Source organism: Actinomadura rudentiformis (genome assembly GCF_008923185.1).
GTDB classification, from domain to species: Bacteria; Actinomycetota; Actinomycetes; order Streptosporangiales; family Streptosporangiaceae; genus Spirillospora; species Spirillospora rudentiformis.
In genome coordinates this window covers 112,115-131,404 of the sequence record NZ_WBMT01000030.1, presented here as the reverse complement: position 1 = coordinate 131,404, position 19,290 = coordinate 112,115, and the positions used below count along the sequence as shown (strand labels likewise).

Here is a 19,290-nt window from a genome sequence, read left to right as displayed (position 1 = left end):
CGCCGAAACGCCGGCGGCATTCGGACTACTGCTGCTCCTGCGCTTCGCGTTGATCTGGGTCGGCGTGTTCCTCGGGCTGATGAGGAAGAGCGCCAAGATGGCGATCCCAGTCGGGATCATTCTGGGCGATTCCGGGGGCGGCTTCGTTGAGCACGTCTCGTACGGCCTGGGCGAATGCGTCGATGCGGGCGTTGGCTTTGCGGGTGATCCACGCCAGCGCCGTCTGCGATCGGGGGATTCCTGCGATAGGGACGAAAGTCAGCCCCGGGTAGCGGTAATGCTCGGCGAAGGATGTGACGGTGACGTGCACGACATGTCCGAGTGCGACGAGTGGAAGCAGTTCGCTTAACGCGTGCACGTCGCGCCGCGGAATGAGGCGGCCGGCGGGCGTGCGCGGGGGAATGAACGCGTCCATCAGCTCCCGGGGGAACTGCGGCATGTCCGTCACCGTGACGTCGGCGAGGTCCTCCGCCGTCACGTCGGTGCGGCGCGCGAAGGGGTGGTCGGCGGCCACGGCGAGTATCCGGGCCTCGTCGGTCATCACGGGGCCGATGGTCAGGTCGGGTGCGGAGTTCGGCAGCCGCAGGACCAGTGCGTCGCCCTGCCCCGACCGAAGCCACTCCAACTGGGACTCGATGGGGAGCTCCCGCACCACGACGCGGCAGGCAGGATGGCGGGCCTCGAACGTGCGGATGATGGCGGTCAGGTGGGGGCCGGCGTAGGCCTTCGGCTCGAACATGCCCACATGGAACGTCCCCGCAACGCCACGGGTGGTGTCCTGCGCCGTTCGCAGGGCGGCCATGAGCGCCTCGTGAGCAGGGTCGAGCGCTTCGCGCAGTTGGGTGCCCAGCGGGGTGAGGGTGACCCGCCGGCTGGTGCGTTCGAACAGCAGCCCGCCCAGCCGCGACTCCAGCGCGCGAATGGTCTGGCTGACCCGTGAGGGGGTGAGCCCGACCTTTTCAGCGGCCCGCCCGAAATGTAATTCCTCGGCTACGGCAAGAAACGCGCGGATCTCCCGCAGCTCGATTCCGTCGACCATGTAGCGACCCTACATGGAGCCTGAAGAAATGCGTTCTTGATCGATATCGTCGCGGGCGGTGACGATGGCCGCGTCGGATCAGTTCGTTTCTGAGGGAGCGCGAATCATGGTTTCCAGGATCGCCGTCGTCTACTATTCCGCGACCGGTAACGTGCACGCCACCGCCCAGTCCATCGCCGAGGGCGCCGCTGAGGCGGGCGCCGACGTCCGGCTCCTGCGCGTCGCGGAGACCGCGCCGGCGCACGCCGTCGATCGCAACGCCGACTGGAGAGCGCACCTGGACGCCACCGCCCAGCTGCCGCTGGCCACACTGGACGATCTCGTGTGGGCCGACGGGTACGCCGTCGGCACCCCGACCCGGTTCGGCAACGTCGCCGCCCAGCTGAAGAGCTACCTGGACACCACGGGCGGAATCTGGGAGGCCGGCCATCTGGCGGGCAAGCCGTTCACGGCGTTCACCAGCACCGGCGAGCGGCACGGCGGGCAGGAGTCGACGCTGCTCTCGCTCTATAACGTGGCCTATCACTGGGGTTCGGTCATTCTCCCCACCGGCTACGTGGACTACGACATCATCCATGCCGCCGGTGGCAATCCCTACGGGCTCAGCAATGTCTCCGGCGACGGCGAGCCGACCAAGGACCAGTTGCGCGCCGCGCATTTCCAGGGTGGCCGGCTCGCCCGTGTCGCCGCCGCGCTGGCGCCGCTGCGCGCCGCTTAGGCGAAGGTCGCGCCATGCGAACCGAGCGCCGGCACAGCGCCGTGTTCTCGCCCGCCGTGTTCTGCCTTGCGGTGAGTGCCTTCGTCATGGGCACGGCCGAGTTCGTGATCACCGGGCTGCTGCCCGAGGTGGCGGCCGACCTCGGCGTCTCCCTCGCGGCGGCGGGCACGCTGATCTCCGCGTACGCGCTGGCGATCGTCGTCGGCGGCCCGGTCTTCGTGGCGACCGGTACCCGCCTGCCGCGGCGTTCGCTGCTCCTGGCCGCAGCAGCGGTGTTCGTCCTGGGCAACGTGATCGGGGCGCTCGCGCCGAACTACCCGGTGCTGCTGGCGGGCCGGGTGTTCAGCGCTTTGGGGCAGGGGGCGTTCCTGCCGATCGCGGCGGTGGTCGCCGCGGAGTTGGTGGACCCACGGCATCGGTCCCGGGCGATCGCGGTCGTGTTCGCCGGCGGGACGGTGGCCAACGTGGTCGGCGCCCCTCTGGGCACGCTGCTGGGCCAGCAGCTCGGCTGGCGGGCCACGTTCTGGGCCGTCGTCGGGCTCGCCATGGGAGCCCTCGTTCTGATCCGGGCCACGCTGCCGGTCAGCCCGCCTCCGGCGACCCCGCCCACCCTGCGGAACGAGCTCGCCGCCTTCGGCCGGGCGCAGGTCTGGTTCACGCTGGCGATCGGCATGGCCGCGTTCGGCGGCCTGTTCGCCATGCTGACCTATGTCACGCCTCTGCTCACCTCGGTCAGCGAGTTCCCCAGGACCGCCGTCGCGCCGCTGCTCGCCCTGTTCGGGCTCGGTCTCCTTGCCGGGAACACGCTCGGCGGGTGGGCCGGCGGACGCGCCCAGATGCGTGCGCTCGGGATCGCGCTCGCGGTGCTTGCGATCGGGCTCGCCACTCTCGCCCTTGGCGCGTCCCACCCGCTGCTTACGGCAATGGCACTGCCTCTGGCCGGCGCCGCCGCCTTCGCGGTCGTCGCGCCGTTCCTGACCAGGCTCGTCGACCAGGCCGTCGAGGCACCGCTGCTCGCCACCGCGGCCGGCGGCTCGGCCGTCAACCTCGGTGCGGCGGTCGGCGCCCACCTGGGCGGCATGTCGCTGCCCGGTCTCGGCTACGACGGGCCACCCGCGGTCGGCGCAGTCATCGCATCGGCCGGGCTGCTCGTCGTCGCCGTCGCCGCGGTCCACGCCCGCCACGCCCCGGACCGATCCGGTACTCCCGTCGGCCCGCCCGTCGTGCCCGTGCACACCGCGCGCGACTGACGCCAGGCTGCCCGCCGCTCGGCTCGAGGGCGACCGTGGTGACGTTTCGCAGTCCGTCACCAAGATCTCGATTCGTGCAAGCGGTAAAGGCCGGCCTGGATGAGAGTCCCGGTACGCGGCGAGGGCGTCCGCGCAAGGAGGGCGCCAGCGATACGCCAGTTACGTATCCGAGGATGAAGACCATTACTCCGAAACATCGGCCGAACGCGGGAATCGCGCGACCGAGGGTTGAGAAAAGGAGAAGAAATGCGCTTCTTCAAGGCACTGACCGCCGTCGGCATGCTGGCCGCAGGCACCGTCGCCGTCACCGCCGCGCCGGCCAAAGCGGAAGTCACCGTCTATGTCTGGGCCAGCAACGTCAATGTCCGTACGAGCCTGGCCGGTAACCGGGCATGTACGGACTATCCGTCTGCCCGAAACTGCCCCGATGTCGTGACCAAAGTCTCCAAACAAAACATAGTCGTCTACTGCCAGAAGAAGGGCCAGCCGGTCTCCGACAGCGGCTATTCCAGCGAGTGGTGGAGCTACATGTACGCCGGATACCACAGGCCCACAAGCTGGATCAGCAACGTCTACATCCGCGGCAAGGCCCATCTCGACGGCGTCCCCGACTGCACGTTCTGACGCTTCTCGGCCATCCCGCGACAGCGGTGGTCAGGGCCGCCAGGAACCCTCCGGCGGCGTCGGGGTCAACCCGAGGTACGGCCCGACGCCATTCTCTGCCGACTTGTCCTGTTTGTACGGGTAGAGTGACTCGCCCTGATGGTAACGAGTCGAGGGGACAGCGAGGTTGACCGTTCCTCCCCCCGGCGGATCGACGGTCCGCACGGAACGTTCGGTCTTGGCGATCACCCACACGGTGACGTCGACGACCCGCCTGCTGGACGTACTGGCGACGTTCGATGGGGATCACCGGCTCCAGCTCTTCCTCACGACTGCCCCCGGGGCGACCACACCGGACGGGGTGAGCGAATTCCTCGCCGACCTCGAAGTCAAGGTGATCTCGTGGGACGAGGCCAGAGGAAGAGAATTCGATCTCGCCATCGCAGCGGCCAGCAGCGGCCCTTTGCACGAGATAAATGCGCCACTCATGGCACTTCCACATGGCGCTGGCTACAATAAGTACCTGAAAGCAGAAAGCAGAAAGCAGAAAGCAGAAAGCAGAAAACAGAAAACAGAAAACAGAAAGCAGAAAGCAGTCTACGGGCTTAGTCGTGACCAGTTGCTTCACGACGGAGAGGTCGTGCCCTCTGTCGTGATCCTCTCCCATCAGGAGCAGCTGGAACGGCTCGGCGAGGAGTGTCCTGAGGCGCTGGGCAGGGCGGTGGTCGCGGGGGACGTCTGCTTCGACCGGCTCGTGGCGAGCCTGCCGTGGCGGGAGGACTACCGCGCGGCGCTGGGGCTGCGGCCTGGGCAGCGTCTTGTCGTCGTCAGCTCGACCTGGGGGCCGCGCTCGTTGCTGGGCGAGGATCCCGGGCTGATCGCGCGGCTGATCGCCGACCTGCCAGTGGACGAGTATCTCGTGGCGGCGGTCGTCCATCCGAACGTGTGGCACGGCCACAGCCCCTGGCAGGTGCGGGCATGGCTGGCGGACTGCCGCCGTGCGGGCCTGGTGGTGGTTCCGCCGCGCGAAGGCTGGCGCGCCGCGCTGGTCGCGTCCGACCTCGTGATCGGCGACCATGGGTCCGTCACGTTGTACGGAGCGGCGCTCGGGCGGCCGGTGTTGTTCGGAAGTTTCCCTGCGGACGCGGTGGATCCCCGGACCGCCCTGGCCGAACTGGGGCGTCATGCGGCGGTGATCGGTGACCGTCCGCTGGCAGAGCAGGTCGATTCCGCCATCGCCGAGCACGATCCGCGGACAGGGGCACGCGTTGCGGACGGGGCGTTCGCCGTTCAGGGACGCGCGGCCGAGATCCTCCGCGCGCACCTGTACCGGTTGATGCGTCTCGATCCGCCTGCGGCCTGGGCCCGGACGTCGCCGGTGCCGCCGTGCGGCCCCGAGCCGCGGCCGTGGGCGGACGCCGAGCAGCCGGCACTGCTCGCCACGGTGACGATCACGCGGTCGCCGGGGCGTGCGGACTTCGTGGTCGAACGTTTTCCAGCCGAGCTGGCCGATCTGCGCGCGGCGCCGTTGCGCGCCAACCGGCACCTGGTGGTGGACGGCACTGAGACCGATCACCGGCTCCGGGGGCTGGCCGACATCGTCGTCCAGCGGGCCGAGGCACACAGCAGGCCCGCGTTCGACGATCGGGACGACCTTGTGGTGGCCGAAGCCCGCAGGGACGGCGAGTGCCGTCTACGGCTTCCCGGTGACGGCGTGCTGAGGCTTCGGGCGGACGCGGCGATCGATCCCAGCGTTCTGGCCTCCGCGATCTACGCTTGGGTGGCTGAAGGGCACCCCATCGCCGCATTGCCTGCGACGCTGAGCACACGCTTGGGCCGGGTCGAGTTCCCGTTCACTGGGGAGCGCGTCTCAGGGTGAGTCCCTGAGCTCGTCGGCTCTGGGGCTGCCGACCTCGTCGTACGCGGCGATCGCCGCCGCGCGCAGTTCCGCGGCATGCGCCGGGTCGTCCATCATCGCCGCCACGTGTGCCAGCGACTCGTAGATCTCCCCTATCTGGTACGTGCGGCCCTCCGCACGCATGATCTCAAGGGCCGTTCCGAGCGCCGCCGCGGCGGGCCCGGCGCGTTCCGCCATCAGATGCGCCCTGCCGACGGTGATCAGCGTTCGGCCCCGGTTGTAGGGGTCCGGGATGTCCTCGAAGATCTCCTGCGCCCGGTCCAGGCAGCGGACGGCGTCGTCCACTCTGCCCAGCGCGAGGTACGTACGGCCGAGATGGTGCAGGTTGATCCCGACGCCACGGATCCGGCCGTGCGTTTCTTCCAGTTCCTTGGACTGCTGGAAGAACGGCAGCGCCTTTGCCGGCTCACCGGCGTCCAGGTGGGCACGTCCGACGAACTCCAGTGTCGTCGCCCGGTCGAGCGGGTCGGTCACCACCTCGAGCGTCCCGGCGAGCACCTCATGCGCCTCGGCGAAGCGGCGCGTCTCGTACAGCCCACGCCCGAGCTGAATCCCCATCCGGAATCGCGCCTCGGCATCACCGAGCCGCTCGGCGGCGCGCAGCCCGATCCGATGTGTCTCGATCCACTGGTCGTAGTGCTTGAGCGAGAGGTAGAAGCCCCACAGCGCCTCGCACAACTGCCAGGCGAGGTCGTGCCAGCCGCGGTCTTCGGCGGCGTACACCAGCGCGCACAGGTTCTGGTGCTCGGCCCTCAGCCATGCGAGCCCGCGCCGCACGCCTTCCGGTCCCGATCCGTAGGGCGACGAGCGGCCGCGCAGCTCCCGGAAGACCGGTCCGGTCGTCGGCCTGTGCGAGTTGACGGCGAGATCCGCCTCTGCGGCCGCCCGCAGATACCACTCCGCCACGTTACGAACGGCGGCGTCGCGGTCTTCGTCGGTCTCCTCGTGTTCCGCACTGCTCCGTGCGTGCAGGCGGATCAGGTCGTGGAAGACGAAGCGATCGGCCTCCTCGTCCAGGAGATGGCGGTTCACGAGCTCGTCGAGGAGCGCGTCCGCGTCCGCTTCCGTACAACCCAGCAGAGCCGCGGCGGCGCCGATCCCGAAGACCACCCTCGGGCCCCTGCCCGCCCGTGGCGTGGGAGTCGGCCGGTCACCGGCTCCGGGATGCAGGCTCAGCATCCGGTACGCCCGCCGCACCTCGTCAGGCATCGCCCCGTACACCTCGTCGCCGACCACGTGCACGACCCACTCCCCCTTCGGAGCCCGGTGCGGGTCCCGGTGGGCGGCCTCCAACCTGGCGGCGAGGTCGGCCAGGCCCAGGGTGCGACGGGTCTTCAGCCTGCCCGCCGCCAGCCGGATCGCCAGCGGCCAGCCGCCGCAGACGCGCAGGAGCGCCCGGGCGCCGTCGATCTCACGGTCGACCCGCTCGTTCCCGATGAGCGAACGCAGCAGGTCGAGACTGACTTCGTCCGAGAGCTCACGCAGCAGGATCACCTCGGCGTTCTGCCGTCCTGCCAGGTCGGCGACCTCGGTCAGCTCACCGCCCGTGGTCACGAACACGACGCTGTCCGGGGACGCGGGCAGAAGCCGTTCCACCTCGGTCGCCAGACGCGCGTTGTCGAGCAGAAGGAACACCCTGCCGCGCGCCAGCCGGGACCGGAGCAGCGCCAGCCGCCCCTGGTCCGAACGCGGCAGGTGCTCCCCCGAGATCCCGAGCTGTTCGAGCAGGTAGGTCACCGTCTCGCCGATGCCACCGCCCATGCCGCGCCGCGACAGACCGCCGAGGTCGGAGTAGAGAAGGCCATCAGGGAACCGGTCGCGTTCCAGGGTGGCCCAGTGCACCGCCATCGCGGTCTTCCCGACCCCGCGCAGCCCGGCCACGATCACCACCGTCGGCTCACCGGCGTGGCGCTTCACACTCACGGCTTCGGTGATCTGCCGCAGCAACGGCTCCCGGTCATGGAACCGGTTCGCAGCCGGGGGCAACGCGGACGGCGGCTCCACCCGGACGGCGCCCGGCGTGTTGTAGACGTTCATCACGTCAACGCGGTGCGCTTGGACCACGTTGCGCGCCTCGCCCTCATAACGGTTCCCGTCCCCGGCCTGGTGATGGTCTTCGCCAGCCACTTCGGCACCGCCCGCAAGCTCGTGATCCGCACGTCCGCCCAGTCGCAAGCCGGAGTGTGCCAGGGCCGCGCAGCGAGCGCCAACGCCCCAGCTCACGAACCCACAGCCGCGGGTGCCCTGGGAGGTCACGTCCACACACATGTTCGCGACGTTCCATTCCCCTTGGCTCCCGCGGCCGATCCGTGCTCAACTGTGGTGTGCCCGATCCAATGACCGTCGCCATCGCCACCGCCATGGCGGGCAAAGCCGTCGAGGTCGCGAGCGAGCCGGTACGAGCGGCCGTCGCGGAGATCTCGCGCCGCGTCCGCGAACGGTTCCGCGGCGAGCCGACCGAAGAGAACGTCCAGCGTGTCCTCGACGAGGACCCCGAGTTCCGCGCCGAGCTCGAGGCGATCTGGGCCAGCGCGCAGACGCAGGCCACCGCGACAGCCGACGGCGTCGTCAACGTCTTCAACGGCTCCGCCGAGAAAAGCATCCAACTCCGCGACGTCCACGGCGACTTGAACATCAGCTAGGCCGGCCCGTCCAGCCCGTTCACGCGGCGCAACGTGGCAGGCGAGCGCAGGGTCAGTCGGTGGTCAGCTCGACGAGATCAGCGAGGACTTCGGAGGCGGTGACCGCGTCCAGCTCCGAGAACGGCAAGGGGCGGAACTCCGTCCGCCAGCTGAGGTGCGCGTCCTGGTTGAGCCAGACGCGTTCGATGCACTGCTCGGGCCAGGAACCGATGTCACCGACGACGATGCCCGGATCGAGGTTGATGACGAGGGCTGCTCCTCCGGGCAGTTCCCGGAGGACGGTGACCTGGATGCCGTTGTCCTCGGCGCTGCCTCGCTGCCAGCCGCGCCGTTCCATGCCGACCAGCCGGCCGACCGCCACGGTGACGTCGTGGAAGCGTTCCAGCTCGGTGCCTGCGCGCTCCTCCTCGGTAAGCGCGTACGTGGGGCGGTTCAGCTGCGCGAAGGGCTGGACGATCTCGTAGTCGTCGAACACCTTGGTCCAGTCCTCCAGGCTGCCGGACAGCTGGAGCGGGTGGGCCACCCCCACCCGGTTCGTCTCGGTCAGGGTCAGCTCGTCGTCCTGGACGTCGGCGAGCGACCGATCCTCGGCGACGCGGAACGTACGGCCGTCCTCGGTGAGCCACACCAGCCGACGGGAGACGTGCCACACCAGCGGATGCTCGACGATCAGAGTCCGGAACTCCTCGGCGGTCCACCGCCGCTGCGTGACCATGGCCCGTTCGAAGCGTCGGAGCTGCTCGTCGGCCACAGTCCGGACGTCCTTCTTCAAGGCGGCGAACCGCTTGTAGGCGGCCGAGGCCAGCTCCTGGTCGTCGCGTACGCCCGGCTTGGGAAGGCTCGCGCGCCGCTGCCCGGTGTCGTCGATGACGTACGGCTTGAGCTGCTCGTCGAAACCCACCGTGAAGCCGCGCGGGCCGTAATCGAGGAACGTCGCGCCCGTCTTGTCCAGCGCGAAGTCGGGAACGAGCCGGTCGCCGAGCTGTTCGGGGCTCAACCCGAGTTCTTCGGCCAGGGCGTCGATCCGTTCCTGCGCCTTCGTCCTGATGCCCTTGTACTTGACCTTGGTGGCGATGCCGTGGAGGTGCATCAGCGCCACCTCGGTGCCGATCGCGAGCAGGGCGTCCAGGCCCCTGACGGCCTTGTGGTGGCCGCCGTCACCCGGCCAGGCGCGGATCACCGGCGTGAGTCTGCGTACCGTCTCGTCGTCGCCGAACAACCCGAGGGCCGTCAGCACCCAGTTGCGTTCATCCACGCTGTAGGTCTGCTCGCGCAGGCCCGACAGCTCGAACAGCCGCCAGGCGAGTTCGGCGAGGGAGGCGGGGTCGCAGATCTCCTTGACGACGTCGATGCCCGCGTACGGCTTGTCGGGCTTGGAGATGGAAAGCATGGAGACGATGTGGTCGAGCGCATCGGCGGGAAGCGCCAGACCGTTCTCCCGTAGGAGCACCTGGGGGAAGATGTACGGATCCTGCCAGACCTCCCGCCGGGGCATCTCGGCCGGAAGGTCGTACAGAGGATCGGAGGCGAGCAGCGTCTTGGTCGCCTTAGCGGCCTTGGCGCCGTATTCACCGGCCACCTCGAGGATTGCTTCGTCACCCTCAACCGCGGCAATGCGCCGAAGGGAGGCTTCCGCCTTGAAACGCTGTGGGCCGGTCTTTCCCAGCGCGATGGGGATGAGGGCGCGGGCCGCAGCTCGTTCCTCCGACTCTCCCGGCACCCCGTCGGTCAGCGGTTGGAGCCCCTTGACGGTCACCCGCTTGAACTTGGGACGCTCGCGCGTCCACGGCGGCTCGACGAGCAGCCGTGGCAGGGACTCCGCCGGAGCCTCCGGCACCCATCCGGCCGCCAGCTCGTCGATCGACTCAACGACCTCGCGGACCGCGGCGGGCAGCCGCGGCAGAACGGCGGCGGTGACGTCGGGACGCGCCGCCGCATGGTCGCGCAGCAGCCGGACGGCATAGGCCGAGATAGACGCGGGGCCCGATGCGACTGCCTCGCCGAGCAGCCGGACTGCCCGTTCGGGAAAGTGGCAAGCCGTCTCGATCACTGCCTTGTGCACGTGCGGCCGGTCAAGGCGGTCCATCAGAAGCCGGAACGCCTCGTCCGTCGCCAGCACACCGAGCCCCCGCAACAACTCGTACGGGTTGCGTCCGATCTCGGTCTCTTCGTCGGCGACAGTGGCCAGCGTCGAGGCCAGCGCCGGGCCGACGCCGTCGACGGCCGTGGAGAGCACACCCGGCCTGCCGTCGATCCAGGACCACCCGCGCTGATTGGCGAGCAGCGTGGCGAGATGGTCGGCCGACCCCATCGTGCGCAGCACCATCATCCATGTGTGCGGCTGCAACTCGGGCAGGGTCGCGCAGAATTCGTCGACCCACGCGGTCTGCGTCGGCACCAGGTACGCGGCGGCCAGGCGTCGCATGCCGTCGTGGCGGCGCTCGCCCAGCGCCTCGACGGCCCGCTGGTACTCCAGCTCGTCGGTGGCCGCGAGAAAGGCGCGAGTGCGCGCGGCGACCCGTTCGAGGCAGTCCAGACCGCGGTTGTAACCGGGGTCCTGCTTGTCCAGGCGGCGGCCCCGGAGATGGCGCCCTCGCTTCCGTTCCCGCCATTCGTAACCGTCGACGAAGACACCGCTGAGTTCGACCGTGGCCTCGGCGGCGAACACCAGGCCGTACTCCGCGATCCACGCGTCCGCGATGGTGGCGAAGGGTTCCTCGTCGTACTCGCAGTCGTCCCATAGGGACCACTGCGCGGCGAGAACGGCCGCGAGCACGGCGGCGCCCTGCGGGTTCGCGTCACCCTGCAGGTGCGCGCGGGCGGATCCGACCAGATCGCTTCGACTCGGCGGGTTGTCGAGCAGATAGTCGATCTCGTCGCGCGTCTCCTTCACCCACTGCTGAACGGTGGAGGCGGCGTCCGGGGCGAGTTCGAGCGAGGGTCCGGGCGTCCCGCCACGACGTGGATGGAGGGTGGCGCGCCAATCATCAGGAAGAACCACAAGATCTTCGTTCCGGGGCATGCGATGCAAGGTAGTGCCGACACCCGACAAGATCATGCACAACGGCGATCGTCGACAGACGCCGGCTCCCCGCTCCGCGCCCCGGATGTTAACGCGAAGGGAGACATTTCTCAGCTTTGGCGTTACCTTGGCGTGAATCTAACAGTAGATCTTGATATGGACTCATTCTTTGGTGAGGGCGACGGACGGGAAGGGAAGCGCGTAGGTGGGCAGAAACGTAGAGATCGGGCCTGCTCTGAGCGATCCGGGCAGGCGGCGTTTCCTGGGGTACTCCGGGATCGGGGCGCTGGCACTGGCGTTCGGGCCGTTGCAGGCAGAGCCGTCGACCCTGACCCGTGAGGTGTCCCGGTTCAAGGACAATCCGTTCAGCCTCGGCATCGCGTCCGGCGATCCGTTGCCCGACTCGGTCGTGCTGTGGACGCGGCTGGCGCCGGAGCCGCTGGCCTCGCTCGGCGGCATGGAGCCACACCGCGTCCCCGTCGGCTGGCAGGTCGCCGAGGACGCGAGGTTCCGCCGGGTCGTCCGGCAGGGGACGGCGACCGCAAGGCCGGAGTACGCGCACTCGGTGCACGTCGACGTGCGCGGCCTGCGGCCCGGACGGGAATACTTCTACCGGTTCAAGACCGGTAACGAGATCTCACCGACCGGACGGACCAAGACCGCCCCCGCACCCTGGGCGACGGCGAGCGCGTTCACCTTCGGGATGGTGTCGTGTCAGGCATGGTTCGACGGTTACTACACCGCGTACGGCCACCTGGCCAAGGAAGACCTCGACCTGGTCGTTCATCTCGGCGACTACCTGTACGAGTACGGCGTGCAGACCAATGGCGGCAGGCCGGACACGCCGGTGCCGGGCAAGTTCCACACCCCCACCATTCACCTGTCGGACTATCGTGACCGGTACGCGCTCTACAAACTCGACCCGGAACTGCAGGCAGCGCACGCCATGGCACCGTGGCTCGTCACTTGGGACGACCACGAGGTCGTCGACAACTACGCCGACCTCGCCCACCCGTCAGCGCCCCCGGAGGACTTCCTCGTCCGCCGCGCCAACGCGTACCGGGCGTACTGGGAGCACATGCCACTGCGGACGCTGGAGCCGACCGGTCAGAACATGTCGCTGTACCGCCGGTTCACCTTCGGCCGGCTGCTGGAGTTCAGCGTCCTGGACACCCGCCAGTACCGCAGTGACCAAGCGTGCGGCGACGGTTTGAAGACCGACTGCGAGCAGCGGCTCGACCCGTCCCGGACGCTGCTCGGCGACGCCCAGGAGGCGTGGCTGCTGGGCGGTCTCGAACGCTCGCAGGCGAAGTGGAACGTTCTGGCGCAGCAGATGATGCTGTCGCAGGTCGACTTCAACACCAATCCCGGGCAGGCGTTCGGGATGGACCTGTGGGATGGGTACAAGCCCTCGCGGGACCGGCTGCTGAACGGGATCGTCGAGCGGAAGGTGAGCAATCCGATCGTGCTGTCGGGCGACTTCCACCGCAGCATGGCCGCGAACGTCAAGCAGGACTTCGACGACCCCGCGTCGCCCACGATCGCGACGGAGTTCCTCGGTTCGTCCGTATCGTCCGGCATGGACGGGGCGGACATGGACGAGTTCGGCTCGCAGTTTCTCGCGGCCAACGACCACATCCGCTTCTACAACGGGCAGCGCGGTTACATGACGTTCAACGTCACGCCCGACACCTGGAACGCGTCCTACCGTGTCGTGCCGTACGTCCGGGAACGCGGCGCGCCCGTGTTCACCCGCGCGAGCTTCGCCGTCGAGGACGGCAAGCCCGGCCTGCAGGCCGACTCCAAGAGCGCGGCACGCGGCAGGAAATACCTGTCCGCCTCCGAGGTCGAGCCTCCCGAGCCGCTGAAGGGGAACCGCAAGTGAGCGTTCGCAAGATCATCGCACTGCTGGCCGTGTCGCTCACGGCGGTCGCCGGTGTCGCCCTGTACGTCGGCACGGCCTCCGCCGCCAGGCAGGGACGCGGGTCGGTCACGATGACGGTGCAGTCCGGAACGCTGGACGTGCTCGCCGCCCCGTGCGGAGGCAGGCCGCTGGTGGTCGACCTCGCCAACTCCGGCTCCCAGGGCGCGTACGTCGACGTGTTCATCACGCCGGAGCGTCCACTCGTCACCTCGCATGACGTCATCTCGACCTACGTGCCGCCGAACGACAACGTCGTCCTCCGAGCACAGGTCTCCGCGCCGCTCGGCTCCGCCGGAGGGACACACGACGTGTCGCTGCGGCTGGGTCCGCGCGGGCCTCGGCAGGAGGCGGCCGTCACGGTCACGCCGAAGCCGTCCGGGCCGGGCGCCAACCTCGCCCTCGGCGGTCCCGTCAGTGCCTCGTCCACGCACGGCAACTTCCACGTCTGCGGCGGCGTGGACGGCAACGCCAACTCCGACGACTGGTCCACGCGGACCGGCTGGAACGACGGCACGCGAGCGGTGTTCCCGGACACCTACACGGTCGCGTTCGGCGGCCCGCAACCGATCGACCGGATCGTCCTGTACACGCTGGACTCCGTGCGCTACCCCGCTGCCCGCAACGGCCTGCGGGACTTCGACGTCCAGGTGCTCGGCAACGGCGGCGAGTGGACGACGGTTTCGCGCGTCCGCGGCAACACCAAGGGCCGGCTGGAGTTTTCGCCCGATCCGGTGGTCTCCACCACGTCCGTACGCGTCGTCGCGCTCGCGTCCAACAGCGGCGACTACTCCCGCATCGTCGAACTGGAGGTCTACCAGGACTCGTAATCGCCGCCATTCGCCGGCATGAGGCTGACCGGCGCAGGGACACCGCCGCGCATGTCCCCCACCCGGTTTCCCGGGTGGGGGACGCGGGCCATTCGTGGGCGTCGGCAACTGCGAACTGTCAGTTCTAGCGAAGGCGCCGTGCTCGTTGCCGGGTGATCGACAAGGTCGACCGCAACGTCCTCAGCTCTGCCAGGGCTCCGCGAAGCCCTTGTAGGTGCCATCGCGGGTGGTCAGGTGGACCCACTGGTCGGTGTACTCCTGGAACTCCTCGTCGCCCCGCGGGAGCAGATACGCCTTCTCGGCGAAGGTGAACGGCTTGTCCGGGTTGATCGCACAGAGCTCGGGGTGGAGCTTGGCCTGGTACTTCGTCTCGCTCCCGTCCGTCATCATCACATCGGCGCGACCGGCCACGATCTCGTCGAAGATGGTGTTGTTGTCGGGATGGGTGATGATGGTGGCGTTGCGGATATTGGCCTTGGCGAACTTCTCGTTGGTTCCGCCGGGGTTGACGATGACGCGTACTCCGGCCTGGTCGATCTTTGCCAGGGAGTCGTATTTGTCCTTGTCGGCGCAGCGGGCGATCGGTGCCTTGCCGTCGACCAGGTAGGGCTCGCTGAAGTACGCCTTCTGTGCCCTGGCCAGGGTCACGGAGATGCCGCCCATGCCGATGTCGCACTTGCCGGCCGTGAAGTCGTCCATGAGCTTGGTCCAGGTGGTCGCCACGAAGTCGGCCTTCACGCCGAGGCTGGCGGCCAGGTGCTTGGCCATGTCGATGTCGATGCCGGTGTAAGCGCCGGTCTTGGGGTCCTTGTAGGTGAACGGGCGGTAGTCCCCGGTGGTGCACACCCGGAGCACTCCTCGTCGCGGCACCTTGTCCAGGAGGGTTGCCTTGCTGTGCCCGCCGGGAGCGGCTTTGGCGGGGGCGGTCGTGGCGGGGGCGGCCGTGGCGGTGGCGGTGGTGAAGGCGGCGGTGAAGGTGAGGGCCAGGGCTGCTACGGCAGTTCTGCGGCGCATGGTTCTCCTCCTGTTTCGTAGCGGGGGGCGAAGGCAGGCGTGGATGGAGGAACATCCCCATGCCGCGGGCCGCGGCGGGGAAGCGATGGCCCGGGATCGTACCAGCGGAAATGTCGAAATTGGGAAGCAGAACGGGCCTGCAAGCTGCGCCATTGGGCCGTTCGTCCCGTGCCGGTGCGATGTCCGAAGCGAACCGTGGACGTTCTGCGCGCCATGCCGACCTTGACCGGCAGACTGTCGCGAAAACCATGATCACCATGCCGCAACGCCCGCCGCCGAAGGACTGCCGGCCCTCCTGCATGACTGCGATTACCGATCTGCGCCGCGCCGACGCTGTGACCCTCGCAAATCAGGAGGCTCATCGCTCTTGATCACTTTGTGGGCGATCCCATAGCTTTGCCGCCTCATCCGTCTGCAGTACGCGTATGGAAGGAACCCTCCGCGTGACTGGACTCAGCCGCCGCCGCGTTCTCGGTACTTCAGCCCTCACCGCCGGTGCGGCGCTCACCGCGGTATCGACCGCCTCGCCTGCCTCCGCAGCCGCCGCCACCGCCGACGTCGTCGTGATCGGCGGCGGGCTGGCCGGTCTGACGGCCGCCCGCAATCTCATCGCGGCCGGCAAGTCGGTGATCTTGCTGGAGGCCCGCGACCGGGCCGGCGGCCGGGTCTACAACATGCCCATCGGGGACGGCACCACCAGCGAGGGCGGCGCCGAGTTCATCGGCCCCACCCAGGACCGGATCGCCGCCCTGGCCACGGACATGGGCGTGGCGACCTTCAAGACGTACAACACCGGCAACAACGTCTATTGGCGCAACGGCGCCAAGTCCACCTACGCGGCCGGTGAGCTGCCGCCCGACCCGGACGTGGCCGACCTCTTCCCCGCCCTGCAGCAGCTCGGCACGATCGCGGCGACCGAGATCACGCCGGGCCGGCCGTGGACGGCGGCGAAAGCCGAGGAGTACGACAGCCAGAGCTTCTACACCTGGTCGCGCGCCAACACCACGACCGACGGTGCCCGCGTGCTGCTGGACGAGTTCATCAGCACGTCGCTGTCGGTCCGTTCCAAGGACGTGTCGCTGCTGTACGTCCTGAACTACATCGCCGCGGCCGGCAACGAGGGCAACCACGGCACCCTCGACCGGCTGATCAACGTCGCCGGCGGCGCCCAGGAGAGCCGGTTCGTGGGTGGCTCGGCGCTGGTGCCTCTCAAACTGGCGGCCAAGCTCGGCCGCGTGGTCAAGTACAGCGCGCCAGCCCGCAAGGTGACGGTCGCCAGCGGCAGGGTGACCGTCGTGGCCGACGGGATCACCGTGACCGCCAAGCGGGCGATCGTCGCCATGTCGCCCTCGATGGCCTCGAAGATCGACTTCGAGCCGGCCCTTCCGGCGTCGCGGGCGCAGCTCATGCAGCGCTATCCAATGGGGTCGGTCGCCAAGTTCGTGGCCGTCTACGACACGCCGTTCTGGCGGGCCGACGGGCTCACCGGCCAGGCGGTCAGCGACATCGGCCCGATCGACGCGACCTTCGACAACAGCCCGCCGGACGCCTCCCGCGGCATCCTCATGGGTTTCGTCAGCCAGTCGAACATGCGGAAGCTGGACAGTGCGTCGTCCGCCGACTTCGCCAAGGCCTGCCTGGGCAGCTTCGTCCAGTACTTCGGTGCCAAGGCCGCCAGCCCGAAGCGGACCGCGTTCCAGCGCTGGGACAACGAACTCTGGAGCGGCGGCGGCCCGGTCGGCGTCGCCGCGTCCGGCGTGCTGACGGAGTTCGGCCATGCGCTGGCGAAGCCCACCGGCCTGATCCACTGGGCGGGTACGGAGACCTCCGACTACTGGACCGGCTACATGGACGGCGCGGTGCGCTCAGGTGAGCGGGTGGCCAAGGAGATCGCCGCCCAGCTGTAGACACGGGCACGGCCCGCTCCGCACGCCGGTGCGGGCCGTACTCAGACCAGGTCGAGCCGACCGTCCTTGATCCGCCGAGCGAACGCCCCCAGTCCGCGGTGCCGAACACCAGCCGAGGCCCCTCAGGATCCCTCGAATCCCGCACCACGACCCCACCATCAAGATCGGCCAACTCCGCGCACTCACTGCCCGAGGAGTCACTGTGGCTGCTCTTGCGCCAGCGGACCGACGAGAATTCAGGCATCCTCACAGGTCGAGCCGCCCTTCCTTGACCCGCCGGGCGAACGTCCCCCAGTCCGCGGTGCCGAACACCAGCTGAGGCCCTTCAGGATCTTTGGAATCCCGCACCGCGACCCCACCATCAAGGTCGGCAAGCTCGACACACGCGCCGCCTGTGTCATCACTATGACTACTTTTGCGCCAGCACAATGGCGTGTAATCCGGCGTCCTCATAGGCTCTCCAAGATCGCACGAAGCAGCTCAAGGGAGTCATCAGCGGACATAGCCGCACCCCTGATCAAATCGAACCGTAGCGCATAGTTGCGAACGGTGCCGGTGTGCTCGATGAGCTGCGCTTCCACATGCCCGCCAACATGAACGACATCCGGAGCATCAACGAATCCCAGGACCATGAACGCTCCCGGCAACCCCGCATAGGAGCCTTTGCTGGACGGGACAATCTGAACGGTGATGTTCGGCCGCTGGGCAAGCTCGATCAGCCGCCGAAGCTGACCCCTCATGACCTCCCGATCACCTATCGGGCGGCGGACCGCTCCTTCATCGAAGATCGCGACGATATGTGGCGGATCTTCGCCGTCCAGGAGTTCCTGCCGCTCCACCCGGGTGGCCACAAGTTGCTCGATCACCTCGGGCGTCCGCCCGGCCTTGAGCACGTCGTAGGCGTACTCGGGCGTCTGGAATAGTCCGGTGATCACCATCGTCTCGAAGATGTGCATCATCGTGGCCTCAGCCTCACGATCCAGAAAATCGGGAAAACCCGGCGGAAGCACCTTGAGCCTTCCAAGAAGCTGGATCCATGTCCACATTCGGTGGAATGTTCCATTCGTGTGGAAGAACGTGTCGCAGTCCTTGGCGAAGTCCTCGGATGGAGTGCTTCTACCTGCTTCGATCTGGCCGATCCACTGCGGCGTATAGCCGAGCTGCTCGGCGAGCTGCGGCCGCGTCAGACCTGCCGCTTCGCGATAGGCGCGCAGCTCAGTCCCGAAGTATTCGGTTGGCGATTGCGGGACACCAGGGTCACGGGGGCGACGGGGCATCGGGCACTCCGCTGATTCGAAATCGGGGGCGGTTTCTAACGACCGACATGGGCTTTCGAAGGGTGGGCTTCTTGCTCTTTCCGAGAGTACGGCGATCACAGCAAGCTTGTGAGTCGTAACCGAGAGTTTCCGACCCATGAGGCTCGCTACGTGATGGATACGCACACAAATCCCGATGACCAGGCACTCGCCCGGCTTCGCGCCGACTTCCCCGGGCACCGAATCTGGCGATCGACCCGGTACGACGGCCTCCCGGGCGACTGGGTCGCGACCCTCCACGACGACTCGGCCGGTATCGACCCGACCGTGATCCGCGACAGCTCCGCCGACCTGCGGCAGGCACTCGACGCCGAACGCGGACGGAGGGCCCGGTGATGACGCTCCTGCGACGTCACCGGAAGGAGCCGCGCCGCTGGAGTGCGCGGCTCCGCCGGGGGAGGAAGGGCCGCGCGGCCGGTGAGGGTCCCCCCGGGCACACCGTCCGCGCGGCCCCTTCCCCGACCGTCCACCTGGACCGCCTCGCTGACGCGCTTGCCAGCAAGGGCCTACCGACGCTCCCCCGCTACGAAGACGACCCCCCGAGGTTGCGCGTCTACATCCCGTCCGCCACTCACGTCGGCGAAACGATCGCCGTCGGTCCTGGCCGTAGCGACGAGTGGTGGTACCGAACGAGCACCGGCATCCTGCTCGGACCGCATGATGACCCCACGGCCGCTGCGGAGACGATCGCACTCCTCCTCGGACCGTGGCTTCCGGCCGCGTTGGGCATCATCCCGGACCGAGCGATGACGGTGTCGGAGGTACGGCGGCGCTTCCCAGGCGTCTCCTGCTGGTGGGGCATCCACACCCAGCGGTGGTGGGCTCTCATTCCGCGCGGGCCTTCCTCGCGTCTGGTCAGCGCGATCACCCTGGACACCCTTGCGCGGGCCATCTCCAAAGCCCACACACGCCAGTGAAATTCGATCACCGAGCATTCCGAGGGCCGCGCTGGACAGCGGCCTGCTTGAGATCGATGACGACGAACGAGCGGCGCACTCGATCCGGATCTTCCCGTGCCGCAACGCGGTCGCCCGGTAGGCGCCGGGGCCGCGCTCGCGTCGCTGGAGGGCGACCCGCGGATCACCGGCGTGGCCTCATTCCGGCTGGCGA

16 protein-coding genes and 1 pseudogene are annotated in these 19,290 nt (G+C 68.5%); 10 read left to right on the top strand and 7 right to left on the bottom strand.

Features of this window, described 5'->3' with window-relative positions:
* Positions 1-25 precede the first annotated feature (25 nt).
* On the bottom strand, positions 26-1,039 hold the full coding sequence (locus tag F8566_RS45370; protein ID WP_151569873.1) for a LysR family transcriptional regulator: 1,014 nt from the start codon (positions 1,037-1,039) through the stop codon (positions 26-28).
* A 106-nt stretch (positions 1,040-1,145) separates the two neighbouring features.
* Between F8566_RS45370 and wrbA the strand changes: the two genes are divergently transcribed.
* The 4 genes from wrbA to F8566_RS45345 all read left to right on the top strand — a co-directional run bounded on the left by wrbA (position 1,146) and on the right by F8566_RS45345 (position 5,489).
* A complete protein-coding gene (gene wrbA, locus F8566_RS45365; RefSeq protein ID WP_151569871.1) occupies positions 1,146-1,757 on the top strand; it encodes an NAD(P)H:quinone oxidoreductase in 612 nt (203 codons plus the stop codon).
* 14 nt (positions 1,758-1,771) lie between these two features.
* Positions 1,772-3,007, top strand: a complete 1,236-nt coding sequence (locus F8566_RS45360) for an MFS transporter (protein ID WP_151569869.1) — start codon at positions 1,772-1,774, stop codon at positions 3,005-3,007.
* A gap of 246 nt (positions 3,008-3,253) precedes the next feature.
* Positions 3,254-3,631 carry a hypothetical protein gene (locus tag F8566_RS45355; RefSeq protein ID WP_151569867.1) on the top strand — a complete coding sequence of 126 codons (378 nt, stop codon included), beginning with the start codon at positions 3,254-3,256 and terminating at the stop codon, positions 3,629-3,631.
* Between the two features lie 217 nt (positions 3,632-3,848).
* Positions 3,849-5,489 carry a hypothetical protein gene (locus F8566_RS45345; protein ID WP_192810220.1) on the top strand — a complete coding sequence of 547 codons (1,641 nt, stop codon included), beginning with the start codon at positions 3,849-3,851 and terminating at the stop codon, positions 5,487-5,489.
* On the opposite strand, the gene F8566_RS45340 is transcribed toward F8566_RS45345, so the two are convergent.
* The gene (locus tag F8566_RS45340) at positions 5,481-7,655 is read right to left on the bottom strand and encodes a tetratricopeptide repeat protein (RefSeq protein ID WP_192810219.1); all 2,175 of its coding nucleotides are present in this window, start codon (positions 7,653-7,655) and stop codon (positions 5,481-5,483) included. The genes F8566_RS45345 and F8566_RS45340 overlap by 9 nt on opposite strands.
* A gap of 209 nt (positions 7,656-7,864) precedes the next feature.
* On the opposite strand from F8566_RS45340, the gene F8566_RS45335 reads away from it, so the two are divergent.
* Positions 7,865-8,170 (top strand): hypothetical protein, encoded by a 306-nt coding sequence (locus tag F8566_RS45335; RefSeq protein WP_151569859.1) that lies wholly within the window; start codon positions 7,865-7,867, stop codon positions 8,168-8,170.
* A 52-nt stretch (positions 8,171-8,222) separates the two neighbouring features.
* On the opposite strand, the gene F8566_RS45330 is transcribed toward F8566_RS45335, so the two are convergent.
* Positions 8,223-11,192, bottom strand: a complete 2,970-nt coding sequence (locus F8566_RS45330) for a DUF4132 domain-containing protein (RefSeq protein ID WP_192810218.1) — start codon at positions 11,190-11,192, stop codon at positions 8,223-8,225.
* Positions 11,193-11,397: 205 nt separating this feature from the next.
* Here F8566_RS45330 and F8566_RS45325 point away from each other — a divergent pair, with 205 nt between their 5' ends.
* Positions 11,398-13,077, top strand: a complete 1,680-nt coding sequence (locus F8566_RS45325) for an alkaline phosphatase D family protein (RefSeq protein ID WP_225994114.1) — start codon at positions 11,398-11,400, stop codon at positions 13,075-13,077.
* Complete coding sequence (locus F8566_RS45320) at positions 13,074-13,943, top strand: galactose-binding domain-containing protein (protein WP_151569855.1); 870 nt, start codon at positions 13,074-13,076, stop codon at positions 13,941-13,943. Before F8566_RS45325 ends, F8566_RS45320 begins: the two co-directional genes overlap by 4 nt.
* Before the next feature lie 180 nt (positions 13,944-14,123).
* Here F8566_RS45320 and F8566_RS45315 read toward each other — a convergent pair whose 3' ends face one another.
* Positions 14,124-14,957 carry a transporter substrate-binding domain-containing protein gene (locus F8566_RS45315; protein ID WP_151569853.1) on the bottom strand — a complete coding sequence of 278 codons (834 nt, stop codon included), beginning with the start codon at positions 14,955-14,957 and terminating at the stop codon, positions 14,124-14,126.
* A 443-nt stretch (positions 14,958-15,400) separates the two neighbouring features.
* Here F8566_RS45315 and F8566_RS45310 point away from each other — a divergent pair, with 443 nt between their 5' ends.
* On the top strand, positions 15,401-16,864 hold the full coding sequence (locus F8566_RS45310; RefSeq protein WP_225994112.1) for a flavin monoamine oxidase family protein: 1,464 nt from the start codon (positions 15,401-15,403) through the stop codon (positions 16,862-16,864).
* Between the two features lie 97 nt (positions 16,865-16,961).
* On the opposite strand, the pseudogene F8566_RS52510 reads toward F8566_RS45310, so the two are convergent.
* The 3 genes and pseudogenes from F8566_RS52510 to F8566_RS45295 all read right to left on the bottom strand — a co-directional run.
* Positions 16,962-17,108 (bottom strand): annotated as a pseudogene (locus tag F8566_RS52510) (DUF397 domain-containing protein); the annotation flags it as partial.
* A 2-nt stretch (positions 17,109-17,110) separates the two neighbouring features.
* The gene (locus F8566_RS45300; protein WP_151569851.1) at positions 17,111-17,317 is read right to left on the bottom strand and encodes a DUF397 domain-containing protein; all 207 of its coding nucleotides are present in this window, start codon (positions 17,315-17,317) and stop codon (positions 17,111-17,113) included.
* A complete protein-coding gene (locus F8566_RS45295) occupies positions 17,314-18,141 on the bottom strand; it encodes a helix-turn-helix domain-containing protein (protein ID WP_151569850.1) in 828 nt (275 codons plus the stop codon). The genes F8566_RS45300 and F8566_RS45295 overlap by 4 nt, the downstream gene beginning before the upstream one ends.
* Before the next feature lie 153 nt (positions 18,142-18,294).
* Between F8566_RS45295 and F8566_RS45290 the strand changes: the two genes are divergently transcribed.
* On the top strand, positions 18,295-18,516 hold the full coding sequence (locus tag F8566_RS45290) for a hypothetical protein (protein ID WP_151569849.1): 222 nt from the start codon (positions 18,295-18,297) through the stop codon (positions 18,514-18,516).
* Positions 18,516-19,097 carry a hypothetical protein gene (locus F8566_RS45285; RefSeq protein ID WP_151569848.1) on the top strand — a complete coding sequence of 194 codons (582 nt, stop codon included), beginning with the start codon at positions 18,516-18,518 and terminating at the stop codon, positions 19,095-19,097. Before F8566_RS45290 ends, F8566_RS45285 begins: the two co-directional genes overlap by 1 nt.
* Positions 19,098-19,290 lie beyond the last annotated feature (193 nt).